This is a genomic window from Priestia taiwanensis (genome assembly GCF_014638355.1).
In the GTDB taxonomy this organism is placed as follows: domain Bacteria; phylum Bacillota; class Bacilli; order Bacillales; family Bacillaceae_G; genus Priestia_D; species Priestia_D taiwanensis.
Genome location: NZ_BMFK01000001.1, coordinates 102,041 through 118,856, shown reverse-complemented (window position 1 = coordinate 118,856; position 16,816 = coordinate 102,041). Strand labels below are relative to the sequence as shown.

The 16,816-nt window shown below is 36.5% G+C and carries 14 protein-coding genes and 1 pseudogene; 2 read left to right on the top strand and 13 right to left on the bottom strand.

Translation table 11 applies throughout. The features are described from left to right. Positions 1-8 precede the first annotated feature (8 nt). From helD to IEV41_RS00635, 5 genes and pseudogenes are all read right to left on the bottom strand, one after another. Positions 9-2,471 carry an RNA polymerase recycling motor HelD gene (gene helD / locus IEV41_RS00655; protein ID WP_188386540.1) on the bottom strand — a complete coding sequence of 821 codons (2,463 nt, stop codon included), beginning with the start codon at positions 2,469-2,471 and terminating at the stop codon, positions 9-11. Positions 2,472-2,769: 298 nt separating this feature from the next. Continuing rightward, the gene (locus IEV41_RS00650) at positions 2,770-5,265 is read right to left on the bottom strand and encodes a restriction endonuclease-like protein (RefSeq protein ID WP_188386539.1); all 2,496 of its coding nucleotides are present in this window, start codon (positions 5,263-5,265) and stop codon (positions 2,770-2,772) included. Further along, positions 5,237-7,770, bottom strand: a pseudogene (locus IEV41_RS00645) (MrcB family domain-containing protein). The gene IEV41_RS00650 and the pseudogene IEV41_RS00645 overlap by 29 nt, the downstream one beginning before the upstream one ends. A gap of 171 nt (positions 7,771-7,941) precedes the next feature. Beyond that, the gene (locus IEV41_RS00640; RefSeq protein ID WP_188386538.1) at positions 7,942-8,142 is read right to left on the bottom strand and encodes a hypothetical protein; all 201 of its coding nucleotides are present in this window, start codon (positions 8,140-8,142) and stop codon (positions 7,942-7,944) included. A 397-nt stretch (positions 8,143-8,539) separates the two neighbouring features. Next, positions 8,540-9,601 carry a patatin-like phospholipase family protein gene (locus IEV41_RS00635; protein WP_188386537.1) on the bottom strand — a complete coding sequence of 354 codons (1,062 nt, stop codon included), beginning with the start codon at positions 9,599-9,601 and terminating at the stop codon, positions 8,540-8,542. A 207-nt stretch (positions 9,602-9,808) separates the two neighbouring features. Here IEV41_RS00635 and IEV41_RS00630 point away from each other — a divergent pair, with 207 nt between their 5' ends. Then, the gene (locus IEV41_RS00630; RefSeq protein WP_188386536.1) at positions 9,809-10,969 is read left to right on the top strand and encodes a transglutaminase domain-containing protein; all 1,161 of its coding nucleotides are present in this window, start codon (positions 9,809-9,811) and stop codon (positions 10,967-10,969) included. A gap of 48 nt (positions 10,970-11,017) precedes the next feature. Here IEV41_RS00630 and IEV41_RS00625 read toward each other — a convergent pair whose 3' ends face one another. From IEV41_RS00625 to IEV41_RS00590, 8 genes are all read right to left on the bottom strand, one after another. Next, positions 11,018-11,932 carry an aminoglycoside phosphotransferase family protein gene (locus IEV41_RS00625; RefSeq protein ID WP_188386535.1) on the bottom strand — a complete coding sequence of 305 codons (915 nt, stop codon included), beginning with the start codon at positions 11,930-11,932 and terminating at the stop codon, positions 11,018-11,020. 70 nt (positions 11,933-12,002) lie between these two features. Continuing rightward, positions 12,003-12,494 carry a YpuI family protein gene (locus IEV41_RS00620; protein ID WP_188386534.1) on the bottom strand — a complete coding sequence of 164 codons (492 nt, stop codon included), beginning with the start codon at positions 12,492-12,494 and terminating at the stop codon, positions 12,003-12,005. A 12-nt stretch (positions 12,495-12,506) separates the two neighbouring features. Further along, on the bottom strand, positions 12,507-12,911 hold the full coding sequence (locus tag IEV41_RS00615) for a hypothetical protein (RefSeq protein WP_229722104.1): 405 nt from the start codon (positions 12,909-12,911) through the stop codon (positions 12,507-12,509). Between the two features lie 121 nt (positions 12,912-13,032). After that, positions 13,033-13,626, bottom strand: a complete 594-nt coding sequence (locus IEV41_RS00610) for an HD domain-containing protein (RefSeq protein WP_188386532.1) — start codon at positions 13,624-13,626, stop codon at positions 13,033-13,035. Between the two features lie 23 nt (positions 13,627-13,649). Continuing rightward, positions 13,650-14,294, bottom strand: a complete 645-nt coding sequence (locus tag IEV41_RS00605) for a DJ-1/PfpI family protein (RefSeq protein ID WP_188386531.1) — start codon at positions 14,292-14,294, stop codon at positions 13,650-13,652. Positions 14,295-14,442: 148 nt separating this feature from the next. After that, positions 14,443-15,045, bottom strand: a complete 603-nt coding sequence (locus IEV41_RS00600) for a TetR/AcrR family transcriptional regulator (RefSeq protein WP_188386530.1) — start codon at positions 15,043-15,045, stop codon at positions 14,443-14,445. Between the two features lie 67 nt (positions 15,046-15,112). Next, complete coding sequence (scpB, locus tag IEV41_RS00595; protein WP_188386529.1) at positions 15,113-15,700, bottom strand: SMC-Scp complex subunit ScpB; 588 nt, start codon at positions 15,698-15,700, stop codon at positions 15,113-15,115. Positions 15,701-15,718: 18 nt separating this feature from the next. Further along, entirely contained in the window at positions 15,719-16,471 is a 753-nt protein-coding gene (locus IEV41_RS00590) for a segregation/condensation protein A (protein ID WP_188386528.1), read from the bottom strand. 175 nt (positions 16,472-16,646) lie between these two features. Between IEV41_RS00590 and IEV41_RS00585 the strand changes: the two genes are divergently transcribed. Continuing rightward, on the top strand, positions 16,647-16,742 hold the full coding sequence (locus IEV41_RS00585) for a YjcZ family sporulation protein (protein ID WP_188386527.1): 96 nt from the start codon (positions 16,647-16,649) through the stop codon (positions 16,740-16,742). Positions 16,743-16,816 lie beyond the last annotated feature (74 nt).

Sequence of the window (16,816 nt, the reverse complement as noted above, 5' to 3'; positions counted from 1 at the left end):
TTCAATTTCTATTCCTGTAACTTCTTCTTTAATTCTGCCCAGCGATGCCACACTTTTAACCATGCATAGAAATCATAATAACGCTCACGATCTTCTTCAAACGTCTCAATCACAACTTCATCTTCGTCATCTTCAAATAATCGTAACGTATCTTCTTGTTCTATCGCTTTTTGTTTCTCTACTTGTGGTTCAACGTTTGGATCTGTAATATCTGTCATTAACCATGCTTCGAATGATTTTCTCGGTTTTGGAGGTGCATTCGGATCACGATCTTCTAATAAAGGAGAAATATTACCTCGATAGAACATATGCAAGTCATGATGCGCACGCGTAATAGACATATATAACATTTTAGCGTGTAATGTCTCGTCTTTAAAGGTATTTTCGCTAACATCGTGCATAATAACCGCATCAAACTCTAGACCTTTTACTAAATAAGATGGAATGATGATTATTTTCTCTGTTAATGCTTCTCTACCTTCGCTAATAACTTGCACACTCTCTACATGTCGACGCTTTAACTCATCACATGTATCAATGGCTGTTTGTTTCGTATCTGTTAAAATCGCAATCGTTTTATGATCTTTACCTACGAACGATTCGATCGTTTGTACCATCTCGTCATACAATTCACCAGTGCTAGCTACATGCTGAATAGAAGGTACAGCGCCCGGACGATTCACAGGTATAACCAGGGGAAAATCATAGTTACTATTTAATAAGACACGATTGGCCATATCCATTACTTGTCTTGTCGAACGATAACTTGTCTGTAAATGCAGACGCTTATACTCTTTCTCTTTAAAGACATATGATTCAATCTCTTCCCAACGATCTAAACCATAGAAAGAGAAAATCCCTTGTCCAATATCACCTAATATCGTCATAGACTTTGCATAGTCTTTCATAATTGCCAATTGGAACGGGCTATAGTCTTGTGCTTCATCAATGAAGATATGCTCATACTCTAATTTCTTCCCATTGATTTTCGCATCTAAATAAATTAACGGTGCAATATCTTCATACGTGAATTTCTCTTGCTTTACTTGTTTTCCATTCGTCAGCAATAAGCTAAGTAATTCCTGTTCCATCGTTGGTTGGAATTTATCGAATACTTTCTTTTGGAACACCGACTTATACATAAGAACGGCAGAAATATGCTGCATTTTCTTTACATACAATTCAATTTCTTGCTCCATTTTCTCTTTGAATACTTTTACCCGTAACTCTTTTGCCTTTTCCAATGCTTCATATACAGCTTTACGTTCCACACCTTCTGGAAGCGTAATGACCCATTTCTGATAAGCATCTTCAAATTCTTCTTCGATTCTCTGTAACTTCTTCTTTGTTTCTTTGCTACTCCAACTCGTGATGAACTCTTTCACTCTCTTCATTCGAACATTCAGTGGTAAATGTTCCTTCGTTGCATAAAAACTTTCGATCTCCCCTTTTTGAAGCATAACGTCTGATCCGATGATAATATGTCCATGTGGAATCATCGTGCTTCCGATGTACTCTACAAAATCATCTAATAGTTTCTTAAAGCGAAGTGACCCCTTATATTTCGAAACTTGAATCAAGTCTTCTTTATTCGATGAAGCATACACCTTCACATATCGATCATGTAATTCAGGAATACTATTAACATCCGTGAAGTACGTAGAAGCCCAATCATAGAATGTACGTTGCTCGATTCCTTCTACTTCGATTTCAGGAACAATATCTTTAATATAAGATAAGAAAATTTCATTCGGTGCCAAAATTAAAATATCTTGTGCCTTTACTTGTTCATGATATTGATACAAAAGATAAGAAATACGGTGTAAGGCAATCGTCGATTTACCACTCCCTGCAGCCCCTTGAACAATAATTGTATCTTTTAATGGCAAACGAATAATCTCATCTTGCTCCGCTTGAATACTTGAAACAATATCTCTTAACTGATGGGCGTCACCAGTATTAGATAAAATTTCATTTAAATATTCATCCATATATTTGACTTGCTGGCCATCTTCCTCTTCTACGATGCCACTGTGACCGATTTCATTCACATTCGTAATTGTACCATCCTGGATAATGATACCTCTCTTCCCATGAATACTAACCGGTTTGCTAGTATCATTTCCTATATGAAAGGTACCTTTCACTCCTTGGTATGCATTATAAAGCTTTCCAAGATCTGTTCTCCAATCAACAACAACAAGTTCACTGTCATCATCAATTCCTTTTTTACCTATGTATATTGTCTCTTCACCATAATCATCTTCAAAGTCTAATCTTCCAAAATACGGACTCTTCTTTGCTTCATGAAGTTTCTTAATTTGGTTCTGCTTCACTTCATGCAAACTGGCTTCTACTTGAGAAGTAATCTCTTTTGGCAACTGATTACTAGATTGTTCTAATAAAGTATCAATGACTTTCATTGTTTTATCTAAATATTGCTGTTCTTCAGCTATAAGATTTGTGCTCATCTCTCATCACCCTATATTTTATTACTTACAATTATAATATATATGCCTGCTCCATAACAGAGCTATCCCTTAACTAATCTCCAGTTAAATACCATACTAGTTATTATCTTACAACATATACCGGTACTATAAGCGTCAGTTAAAACATTTTAACTTATAGATAAAAAATCCCCTCTAACTTCCTCGTATATTTCCATTATAATTTTCTTCATACATCAATTGTATGGAAATAAAGTACAAAAGACATTCAGATATGTATAACCCGAATGTCTTTTGTCGTTAAGGAGGACTATACTATCTAATCCGTTCCTCCTTTACCTATAACATTATTCCTATCTAATTCCTGCAGTACGGCTTTAAATACTAACGAAGAATTCTGAGTCAATGTATCTAATGTTAACTCTGTAAAGATTGGTTCTTTCCCAATCCTTACAATTCTTCGTTCATAATCAATTTTGATTAATACACCTTGAATAGAGTAATAAGATATAGCCAAAGCATGGTCGAGATACGTATGATCCAATTCAATTCTTACTTTCTTCGTAAATCTACGCAGAATTTTCCATAGAATACGTTCTTCTCTTGATTTCATGAATAACTCCGGAAGTTCTTGGACTTCCTTCAATAATGCTAGGTTAGTCATCGTATACACTTGAATCCCATACGCTACTGGATGAATTAAATGATCTAGCTTTTGCCATGAAAATAATTCAAAATACACATAATCCTCTACTTTGTTGCTAGGTAACTCATGTATTTTATTACGTTTCTTCACTTGAACACTTTTGATTTTAGCTACATATCTAATGCCGCCTTTTTCTTTGTACCATTTTTTCGGGGCATATAATGCCACATACTTTGCCTCTTGCCACCCAGGTTTCAATCGAGAGAGCGGTATATGATAGAACCCTTCTCTTTTATGTGTCATATAGTTCTTTTCATTTTTCACAACTCCAACTAACACCTTTTCATCTATAGAAGAGGTCCATTCTTCTTTTACCCCACGTGGTAAAATTCCTTCTTCTATAATTTGATCTGGATTTTTTCCGATGAGATGATCAAGGAATTCCTCCACTAACCTTGTTGCATTTGGCAAAAATGGAAAACCACCAATATTCACTTTCTCTATACTATTATAGAAAGGATGTGTTTCATACACTTCCTCTTGGTTCCAAGGAAACAAAACATATGCGCCATAAGCAGTGCGCTCAAATGGGCCGTTATTATCCGCTACTAATGCATCTCTATAACGATGCATTGTATTAATATCTTCTTCCATAGGACCTGGACTACCATACTCCCTTTTATAAAAGGAGCCTTCTTCTGCAAAGTCGATTCGATATTTTGCATCAAAGATGTACTGGTATTGATAACCCTTTCCCTTTTTCTCTATTGCTAACATAGTATCAGGTTTTTGGGCTACTGTTGGCAAAGACCTATTTCTTTTTTGGAAATAAAGCTCTATTACCTCTTTCGTTTCGGGATGAAGAAATTTTCGCTTTGCAGTACTACTCTCATCTAATGCTACATACAAGCCATCTTGACGAATTATAACAATATCTTGATGGACAGTTGTATATTTTTTAGATAATAATTGGCCTAACTTTAAGTAAGTCCAATATTCATATAATCTCGCCACATCTTTTACAGACATTTTAAATATTTGACCTCTTAACGTTAATCCTCTCGATAGCATTAAAAATATTTGATATGCTTCTCGATAACCAGCTCCCATCTGAATAACAAGTGAAAAGACAGAGCGATCCATTTTGCCAATATTTCTCCAAAACGGATCCTGTAACTCACTCTTTATTCGAAACGTCATTTGGTTTACATGTTCCATAAAAGCTTTATCTATTTTATTTCTTTGAAAACTTTGCTGTAAGTCATCTATTTTATGTGATATTCTTTCAATCATCCACTTAATAAAACGATTTTCTACTGTATCATATGAAATTTCTTTATATGCCGTAATTCCTTTAATCGGTATTTTATTGGTTTCAGTTCCTTGAAAAAGATAGGGTCTTTGTCTCAAATAATTCATTCCAACAGAATCAAGCCTACGAATTTTTTCTCCGGGAACAAGCCTATGTTGAGTAGCAAGCACATGATGTGGTTGTCTCTTAATATACGCAATAGCTTTCATAAATTTATGAAAGGATTCCTTCAATATGCGGTAAAATTCCGCCTTTGAAGGATTATTTGCATACATAGTAGATGCTCCTAAATAGGTCCTCTTTAATATATGAAATGCCAAATTATATATTTCATCATTTACTTCTTCCAAAAGTACTCGGTAGTCAGCCTTATAATCAATTTTTGATGGGAATACTTCGATTGTTATCGCTAATAAAGTCATTCCCTCGCTTCTTATCTCAAACGTTGAATGACCTACCTCGTTCGGGAATGAAATATTCCCCATTAATAGATTCAATGCGCCTAACTGGCTAGGACTTATCGCCTTTCTGAGCAATGGGTGTTCATGATAAAAAGACAGTTTTTGATCTTTTTTAGGTATAACCACAACCTGATAACTCCTATTTTCGAAGAAAATAGGAGGATGCTCCTTACAAAGAACAAGCTTATTTTCCCGGGTATCATATACTAAAACGGATTCCATCTCTCCGGCAACATGAAAATACATCATTTCATCTACTTCAACAGTGTGATGTGATTTTAAACTTTCAAATTTCCCATGGTAAGGATTTCCTTTAATAATTAACGATAAATCCTTAGTCTCAACTTTGACAAGCTCTATCTCATTATTAGACCCAGAAAGAGGTAAAGCCGTCATACTCAAACCTCCTCAACATCTGGTGCAGTTTCTTAGCAGATCGTACATATTTAGCCTGAGATACATCTTCTGAACTGATTTCATCTCTATCAAACTCCTGATTACAGCACAGAGCATATAATTTCTTCAACGCTTCTTCTGTTCTCCCATCGCTTCCTGCAATACGTGGTAAAATCTTTTGGCAAATTTGATAATCTAATGCCTCATCAAACTCTAATAAGTCCCCTTGCTTGTTGTATGCTACATAAAAACAAATCTCATCACGTACACGGTATCCAACCTGTGCACCAATCGGTTCAAGAATAGTATTAATCTCAATCAAACTATTAGAGACTGTTTTAACAAGCTCTTCATGTTCTATAAAGCAACCCTTTAAATGAAGATACTCCGCTGTTAATATACGATTTGAAACATTCTTCGGCTCTACCTCACCTTGATCCTTTAAGAAATCAAAGAAATCCAATTTCACTTCGTTAAACTCAAGTGTGTTCGCTCGATCGAGTACTTTTTTACTGAGTGGGTGAGTCGTTTCATCCATATTAATTGTCCCAATGATATAAACATTCGCTGGAATAGTTATCCTTTCTCCAACGATAGATTCAGATATAACAGAAGAAGTTATAATTTTCCCATTCTCCCATCTACGGCTCTCTATCACGCTTAAGAAATCACTAAAATAATATTCTACACGCGCCAAGTTCATTTCATCTAGTACAACAAAATACGGCTTATCTGGATTTTCTGTTGCATTTTTCAATACATTAATTAATGGTCTTGATTGAAATTCTCCTTGAATATTAACGTACCCAAGCAGATCAGAACTATCACTCCAGTCAGGGCGAACAGGTATAAGTGTAAACTGTCCATTTTCTTCTGTTGCTCCTAGGCTTTCCGCATACCAGTGTATAATTTTCGTTTTCCCCGTCCCTGATATCCCTGATAAAATGACAAACGGTTTTGTTTTAAGTGAGAGATAGAAGTTAATAAGTTCTTTATCATCGTAATAAAATCCCTTACTTCGGATATACGACGATACATGTTCTATCATTGTACACTGATTCATGTCTATAATCGTATTCTTATCTTCCATCTCACCTTTCATCTCCTTCTCTTTCAACACAATATATTGTTCATAATAAGAAAGCATCTCTTCTAAATCATGTACTAATTCTTCTTCACTTGGTATTTTATCAAGCTCATAAGGAATATAAGCTGCCGTAGAATTTGCATATCCCACTGCTTTAGAGCTATTACCGAGAAAAATATCATCGTCTTTTTTCACATTATTCGACATCTTTATATGTTGACGAATCTCTTGTTTAATCCTTATCAACTCTTCCTTAGATGTTTCTGTTACACCTTGTGCTAATGTTAAATATACTCTCTTCATGTCTTCACTAAATAAATAAACGATATAATATCCTCTTTGAGTAGACGTTGTAATATTCTTGTGCATAATAGCAATCCATGGAACAGCTGCCCAATTCCCTTGTCCTACAGAACCTGTTATATTGTATTCATTGCTATCTATACAAGGTAAATTAAGAAATATTTGCTTCATATCATTTCTTACAAATCTAGCTAATTCATTGCTTGCAAGAGCTTCACTTCTTGCCTTCGTATATTCTCTCATTATCCGTAAAAACCCAGTATGCAAATTGTATGTCATGTAATTTTTAGTATTCATATGTATGTACCTATCCAAAGGAATCCAATCTTCATTAATTAACTTCGTATTTTCAAGCCACATAATTACATTATGTGTTCGTTTCTTCGCCACTGATAGTTATCTCCACGCGAGTTCCGAACAATACTCATTCCTATATTCAGTAGAATTTCTTTCTTCTCTGACTTTGAATAATTTTGTAAAAGGTCCAGTATGTAAAGCGAAATTCTAAAATAGTCTTGGTCAAGTAAACATTGTTGAATCTCTCTTACTTTATCCGTTGCTTGACGATAGTTAGCTATAAACATTTCGTTTACTTCATTTATGAAGCCTAGTAACCTTAAATCCTGTCTTCCACGTGATTTAACTGTGTACTGACTCCCGTGAAATTCTTGACTTATATTGGCCGGATCGAACTCCCCGTTCATTGTATCATGTAATAATTTCATTATGTTTGTATATTGCTCACAAGGTAGCTTATCTGTTTGAAACTCTTTTAATGACAAAATATAATTGTCATTTTGTTGTTCCATGTTAATGAAAGGCAGCTGGGCCAAAAAAGATAAAATGAAAATCGTATACTCTTTGCTTCCTTCAAGGTCATCGTCCTTTAATAAGCGATCATATAATAAGCACTCTAAAGCATATTGTAAATCTTCAAATCTCACAATAAAATGTGAAGGGTTCCTTTCCCCACTCATACCTTCTTCATCTAATACGTTAGATTCTACATATACCCTACTCTGATCCATTTCAACTACATGAAATGGATCAAGAGTATCAACTCTATTTAATTGTTTCGTAACCTTAGCAAGTTCAAATATTATATAGGTTAGCATCCTGGCCTCCATACCCACTAGTTAATAACATCCCCATCTATTGCACAAACACCAAGCTCATTCATTAATATTACTAGGTAAACGTTATTTCAATTATTATCCAAAGGCTATTTAAATGTAAATAAAAAATGCTAACATAATTTACATCAACGAATCATACTAGCATTTCCCCTACGAATTGCTACAGACTAACTGTAACTCCCTAACATCATAATAATACCCCAAATACTGCACAAATAACTCTTTTAAATCCTCTTTCTCTAGCATTAACGACATGATAATTGGATAGCTTTTGTTGAATTCAAAAATAACTCTGCGGCCAATACGTTCGTCTTTCCCTAAATCATCTCGGTTAGTTATTTTTGCTTTCATTACTTTCGATACTTGTAGCTCATCGATAATATCCAGCCTAAACTATTCTGGGTATTTTCACGAGCTAACCCCGCAATCCCAAGGTTATAAAACCTCTCTAGAATCTTATTGAAATTCGATTCTTCTATATTCGTAATTGAAAAAAACTGACACAACTTCTTCCCCTTTAAATGAACATACTCTTCTCCTTTTATCACTTCTAACTTATTGGGATATACAACCAATAAACCACATTTATTCTTTTAATAGAATAATTTCACTAGAATTGTTCATGCAAGAAAAGGGATTCACCTGTACTGACTACAATTGATTTTCATCCAAAGTAAAAAGGCACCATGAATCAAGGTGCCTCTTCCTGCTCTTATTTTTCCACTATGCAGATGATTCGTTGAATTGACTAACTCAAATCACCATCCCCCTCAAAAAACTCCTCCGCTCCCTTATATCCAGAAGCAATTAACTGAAGTTGCTTTTCGTTTGAGATGTTGAAGTCGATGGCGGTTACTCCTAGTGTGTTAATATAGATTGTTCGTGCGGCGTCATCTTTATGTAAATGCATACTGTCTTGTCCTTTTATAACTGTTCCTACTAAGTTCCATGCGAAGTCGAAGAAGCTATCGATTTCATGACATACAGGTGCAGCGATATTTCGCATGACGTCTATTTCCGTTTGGGAATCAAGGCGAAATCCGAGCGTTTCTTTATTGTAGACTTGCATGTCTTGGTATACAGAGCTTATTCTTTCTTCCGATGTTTGTGTAATTAGTTCTGTTACTTTTTCGTAGTAGGGTGTCATTTCACAATAATTTTCGTCTGACACGTACTTTTTTTGGTCGAATAAGCGAATTGGGTAGTTATTTAGAACACCTCCGTCTACGTAATAGTTGCCTCTCCAAACGACTGGTTCGAAGAATAAAGGGATAGACATCGAGATTCGTACAGCTTCTGCAACGGACATCGTTGGAGTTGATTCGTGCGAGAATGTCACACTTTGCCTCGTTGAGACATTCGTTCCTTGGAAATATACTGCTTTTCCTGTTATTTGTACTAATTCTTCAAAGGTCAAATCACTATTTTGTCTTCCTTCTTCCATTATTCCTTTCTCCATCCACTCTGCAACCTTAGGGTGAATAATGTCTTTTCGTATCCATTCTAGAAACTTATCTCCCTTATATCTTCCATAGCCACTCACTAATAGTCGGAACGCATCTTTTATAATCCATGAATCATCGTCTTTGAACTCTTCGAATTGTATCTTCTCTAGCTTTTCCTTCAGTTCACTAATGGAATAACCTAGTCCTAAAATTAGTGCTGTCACTGCACCAACAGACGTACCTCCAAACCTTTGAATATTTGGTAAGATGTTTTGTTTATTTTCTATGTATTCTAGTGCTCCCACATATCCAATTCCTTTTATTCCTCCGCCTTCAAATACTAAGTTTCTAAAAGGATAGTTCATTCCACTACCTCCTCAAAGATTGGCTTATACTACCTTTAACCTTTCATAATTTATGCCCATAAAAACTGAATTCTACATATCATCCTTTAATCCTGCTACACTCCCCACCCTCTCAATCACCTACACGTATGCACAATTGCATATTTTTCATACAAAAAGCTGGTATATACTTAGTTTGTATAATTTTGAATAATAGGATGTGACAAGATGAAAAAGAAAAACAAGTACATAGCAACGGTCGCACTTTGTTCGACGATTCTGATTGGAGGATTACAAATCCCAGCTGTTTCGTATGCAGCGACCAGTCAAACAGTTACCGCTTCACAAGGAGACGCAGCACTGTTACAAGCATTTCGCCAAGAAATAAAAAAGCAAGTTGATAACCGTCAAGAGAACATTACGGTTTCGTACAAAACAAAAAGCAGCAATATTAAAGAAGTAATGAATACACTTGTTGGCGAGTATAACAAAGTAGTAGATTCAGATGAATACTTGAAATACAACGTAGCTAGTACAAAGTATTCGATTCGTGGTATTCCAGGAAACTATACATTCACAATGAATATTACATACCGTGAATCGAAACAACAGACGGATTATGTAAAGGCACAGGCAAAATTAATTGTGAACTCTATTATTAAAGCCGGAATGGATGAGCATGAAAAAGTAAAAGCCATTAACGACTACGTAGTGAAACATGTTTCGTATGATACGTCATACAAAGCGTATACGGCATATGAAGCATTAGCGAATCGTTCAGCAGTTTGCCAAGGGTATACATTATTAACCTATCAATTACTACAAGAGGCAGGACTACAATCTCATATCGTAACAGGCACTGGAAATGGACAGCCTCATGCTTGGAATCTAGTGAAGATAGAAGGAAAATGGTATCACCTTGATACAACATTCAATGATCCACTTCCAGACAAGCAAGGGCGCGTGACGTATTCTTACTTTAATATGTCGGATGAACAATTAAGCAAAGACCATCAATGGGATCGTAGTAAATATCCATCAGCAACAACAAACTACTATAATGAACTAACGACTAAGATAAAAGCTGGAAGTCCAAAAAAAGTAACGTATGAACAAATGCTGAAGGATACAGGTCTTATTTACTTATCTGAACAATACGGGGCAACTAATTACAGCGAGTTAAAAACAAAATTACAACAGCAATTTGCATCCAAACCAACGAAAGTAGAGATTCGTTATAAACAATCGATGGATGGAACAATGCAAGACATCAAGAAAGTATTAAATGAAATTTCTTGGCCCAAAGGTGCAAAGCGAGTATCTTACCAAGTAGCACCTTACAACGCACAAGATGGATATTCACTAGCGACAATTACATTTACTTACTAAAAAATAAGAAGGCATCTTTTATAGATGTCTTCTTATTTTTATACTATTCTATGTCTTAATCCTGTACTCCCTATACCAACCCGGCACATATTCTGTGAATCCTTTATGATCATCGTAAATAGTTTGAAGCCTCTTATAACTATCCTCTATCCTATCCGGCACTACTTTATTCGTCCACACAATATCCGGCGCTAAGCTCATTGCGGCGTACAAGGTATATAATTGCCAGAAATTCATTGGTACTTCTCCTTCGTCGTAGAAGTAACCATTGATTTGGCCGACCGCGAATGGGACACTATCATTTCGTGTGAATAGAGCTACTTTGTAAAATTCTTGATAGGCATCGCCGATGTCGAATCGTCCGAAATCGATAACAGCTTCGAATTGTTCGTGATGAATCATGATGTTCGCTGGATGATAGTCGTCGTGTTGGAAGACGATTGGTCGGTCTTGTAATAAATGTCTATGTTCATAGATGAATGATAGGACAGTGTCCATGTCGATTGGATGTGGCGGGACCTCTTCTAGCAAAAGCCGATAGCGTTCGTGTTTCGTCCAGAACATTTCTTCCCATGTTTTTTCGGTATTAGCGATAGTAAGTGTATGAATACGGCGTAATATCTTTCCCGCCTCGTAGCCGATAGTGTATTGTGTATGTTCCGGTAGTGTATGTAAAATGTCTCGACCATCTTGTCCTTCGATATGGCGGAACACTTGGATGCACTTCTTATCATCACGTAAAAATGTGACTGGGCTAGCCATGATGACACCTCTTTCTTCTAATTGCTTCATATAATTCATTTCGGTTTCTTTTCGCGTTGCCTCCTTGATATCACATACTTTGATGAAGTATTTCGTCCCGTCTGTTAGTTCGATAACGTACTTCTTATCAAATGAGAACCCTTTTGTGATTTCGGTTGTCTGTTTGATATATCCAAGATGTTCGTTGATTAACTTCTCCATGCCTATCCCTCCTTTTGTAGCCGACAAAAAAAGAGAAACGATTAAATCGTTCTCTTCTTTTCGTATCGTATTATTTTGACTGCATCATTTTCGTACGATAGTCTGTCTCGTAATATTCTAAGTCCTCACGCATCGCTTGGAATTGTCCTTCTAGTGATGCGATGAGCTGTTTAAGTGATGCAGGTGGTTCTGTTGTGAACGTGATAGCATTCTTGCCTGTATAAGCAGAACGTGAATTTTCGTACCAAAGGTCTGATTTCGGTGCGAAGAATTCAGCAATACATTGATGATAGATTGCGTATAATGTATTTTCCGCTGCGGACTTACGGAACGGATTGCTTTTTAATAGAATGCGAGAAGCGTCTAAGCCTTCTTCACAAAATACGAGCATACGTCGTAAGCTACCAAGTAATCCTTCGTAATATGCTTTATGTTCTTCTGTTCCTTCTTCTGTCAACATCTTAATGTTCGTTTCGTTCAAGTAATCTCTCACCTTAACAACGACGTCTTGGAGAAAAGCTTCTACGTGTTGTGTTTGTGAATATACGATTGAATTGGACATGTAATCTCCCCCTTATTTGAAGGTTGGTGTTTTCGCTTCATACGTTCCTATATTCAAGATTTGTTCCGCAATTCCCTTCAATTCTTCTAGTGAAACATTCTCGAAATACGGTGTGAATTCGTCTTGTTCGCTTATGTATATGCGTTTTCTTTCTGTAAGACGTGGATCTTTTAGTAAACAAATAAGCGCTACAACGTCTTTGAATGTTACTTCTTTTTCTCCTAGTGTAAACAGTGGATTTTCTGTAAATGGTGTGAATTCTGTTAGTTTCTCGTCAAAGAAGCGAACGTATAAGACGTATAACGTTTTCTCCACTCCATCTAGTGTATATGTTACTTCCGAGCGGTTAAAGAAGTCTTCTGACGTATTTGGTTGTGCTTTTTCGAGTTCGTACCCTGCAAAGTTTGAAATAATCACCAACATCACCTCATTGTTTCAATATGTGTTTTTATTTTAGCACACAATGATTTGAATGTTCTAATTATTAAACAGAAAAAGCCATCCTTTCAGAAGGATAGCTTTCAAACACTATGTTTCTCTATTCACTAAACGGTGCATTCGTAACCCAATCAACAAATCCTCTACGAAGCATCGAAGAACTCAAATTATTTGGGTCTTGCCCGTGTTTTAATTGTGCGTCGTATTTCACTAATTCAACAAAAGCCTGCTTGAACCCTAATCTAGGATACGCTTCAAGGATAAAATGGAACGCTTCTTCTGAAATGTCTTCTATCCGTGCACCTACAACATCCATTGCCGCACCGAAATGGACTAATGCAATTTCTGGCTGTTTTTCTCCTGCAAGCTCGGATGTATGCAACATAATTGCTTCACGTACGATATCAATTTTCTCTTGTGGAAGGTTATGAGAACGAAGGAACGTTTCCGCATGGTCCGCACCTTCATATTCAAATGAACATTTACGACATACATGATCTGTAAAACCAACATCATGCAAGACTGCTCCAAGATAGAATAGTTCTCTATCATATTTGAATCCATACGTTCTTCCTAATGCATCACCAAACGCATACGTTCGTAAACAATGATTATACAGAAATTCTGGAGAAATCTCATACACTAACTTCGAAGCTTCTTTCGCCACTCTACTATCTGGAATAATAATTGTCATACCTTTTCCCCCTTGTTTTCCCTTTATAGTTCCTTAGGTGTATCCCCGACTTTTTGCCAAACTGTTCCTCTTCGTTCATACTGTAATAACTGTTCCACTGCATGTGCTATTTGTGGGCCTAACTCTCTTTCAACTAAATAAAGAGAAATATCTAGTCCACACGGTATCCCACTAGTTACAAGATCACCATCATCCACAATACGAGCATTAATTGGAATAGCTTTTTTCGCCTTCAATACATCCATACCTAATGGATGCGTTACTGCATGACGATTCTCTAGCAAATCATTCATTGCCAAAATAAGCGAACCACTACATACTGTTGCTAGAATGATATCTGGTGTTTGAATTGCCTCTTTTAATAGCCTGCCGAGTTCTGTTTGACTAGCTTGCTTTAAGCGTGACGGAATTGAATCTTCTTCCTCTTCATTCATGGAGCCAAATGCTCCTGGGATTAGGATAATCCCGCTGCGAGATACATCAACCTTTCCACTCGTTGGAATCTGAAATTGCTGCACTCCACTTGTAACGTTTCGTTCTCCTTCTGCGCTGACAAATTCAACTGTTACTTTCTCGTTTGAATAGATGGAAGCAGTTACAAACACCTCATAAGGGCCTGTAACATCCAGTAAATCAAAACCATCGAATAGAACAATTTGAATATGCATGAATCATTCTCCCATCCTTACTTATTGGTTATCGGACCGAACGGTTCGGTCCGATAAGTATATTGTACATAGAGATAGCATTTATTTCCAGTATTTAATTGTGATAATTTCGTGAACAAACAAAAAAGAACCAAGGATACGAATGAATCTATCCGTGGTTCTTTACTGAATAATACTGTAAAAGAGTATGTATTTGCTTTACACTATGCTGCATATGTTCATTGTTTAGAGATACACGACTCGCCATAATAGCTCCTTCAATCGTCGAAATTAAGAAAGATGCCAATGAATTCGAATCGATATCTTGACGAAATTCACTCGAAGAAATCCCTTCATTGATAATAGATTGGATGAAATGCATCAGATGTTCGTGCGACTGAGCTGCTTTCTCACGAAGTTCTGGAAAACCAAAATCAACTTCTACAGCTGTATTCAGTAATGGGCATCCACCAGCAATAGGAGGGTGATGAACAGCATCCTCATACACATGAAATAGCGCCATTAATTTATCTGTCGCTGTTCCTTTTGATTCCACAGCGTCTAAGAAACTTTCCCAAAGAATACTACTCGCACGCTCAAATGATGCAATAGCGATGTCGTTTTTATTCTCAAATCGTCTATAGATTGCTCCTTTAGGTAACCCCGCGACTTCCATAATATCTTGTATCGATGTTTGGCTATACCCTTTTTTATTAAATAATGCTAAGGATGTTCGAATAATAAGCTCTCGAGTTTCATCTACCTTGTTCATCTACTTACTCCTTTCTATATCCAGCCTGAAATTCCTATTTCAAAAAAAGCAGAGGGATATCCCTCTACTATTCATTCGTCGCTTCTGTAAATTTGCTGAAGAATAAGTCCGCTTCTTGTTGTTCCGAGTCTACTTCGATTTCTTCCGCTAATGGTGGTAACTCTTCAAGCGAACGTAAGCCGAAATGATTTAAGAATTCTTTCGTTGTACCGTACAGAATGGCACGTCCTGTTCCTTCTGCTCGTCCTACTTCTTTAATAAGAAGCTTCGACACAAGTGTTTGGATTGGGCGCTCTGACTTCACACCGCGAATTTCTTCAATTTCTGTTCGTGTAATTGGTTGTCTATATGAGATAATCGCTAACGCCTCTAATGCTGCTTGTGATAGAGATGAGTTGTTTGGGTTTTCCCATAGTTTCTTATAATAAGAGGCGTGTTCTTTTCGTGTTGATAATTGAAATACTTTGCCGTACTGAACAATATCTAGTCCACGCTTCTGTTCTGCATAGTCGTTCTTTAATTCATCAATTAATGCATGTACCGCATCTAACGGGATATCTAGCACATGACCAATTTGATGAGGTTCAATTCCCTCATCTCCAGCTACGAATAATAATCCTTCGATCACTGCTTTATGTTCTTGTCTATCTGCCACCAAAAATCGCCTTCTTTCTTACGCACTTTCACTTGCTTGAAGGTAAATTTCATCGAAGTTTCCTTCTTGCTCTACTTGTACTAAGTTCTGTTTCATTAATTCTAAGATTGCTAGGAACGTAACGACAATTGCTTCACGTTCTTTGAACGGGAATAAATCATAGAAGCTTCGGCGTCCTGTAAAGCTTCGTAATTCCGTCATGATGTCGCTCATTCGTTGCTCAATTGATATTTCTTGTCGTGCCACTTTCGTTTGGAGTGGCTTTTGTAATTTTTTACGTTTCATTAACTTTTGGAATGCCGCTAACATATCATAGAGCGATACGTTCAGTGATGCATTCTTATCCTCTTCTACTTCCACTGCTGATACGTCCATCACCATTGGGGGTTTCGAGAATAACTGCGAGCGGTCTTCTTCTCGTTCTTGTAGCTGTGTCGCGGCTTCTTTGAACTTCTTATACTCAATTAGGCGCATTATTAATTCTTCACGAGGATCTTCTTCATAATCCATCGATAGTTCGTCGTCTAACAGCTCGTCCTCTTGTTTTGGAAGAAGCATTTTACTTTTAATCGCTAGTAATGTTGCAGCGATAACTAAATATTCGCTCGCTACATCAAGCTGTAATTCCTGCATTGCACGAACATACAATAAATATTGTTCCGTAATTTGTGCAACGGGAATATCATATATATCAATTTCATATCGGTTAATTAAATGTAGTAATAAATCTAATGGTCCTTCAAACGCATCTACTTTTACATTGTATTGCACACTTTTCCACCACGCTATTCTTTTCTATAACAGTATAAGTATAGACGTTTTTAGGGCACAAACCAATAACTTTTTCAATTTATCCAAAAAATAGGCGGATACCCATACATTAGATTACAAGTGACATATGATAACAGTGTAGTTTCATAGTACAAATGGTAAGGGGGATTACAAAATGGGTCAAGGTTACGGTGGATTTCACAATGGATTTGCGCTAATCGTTGTACTATTCATTTTATTAATAATCATAGGTGCAAGCTGGATCTACTAAAATCATCCGAAGTGTCTAGAATTCATTCTAGGCACTTTCCTTATGTACGGGTGACGTTGTAGTATATATAGTAG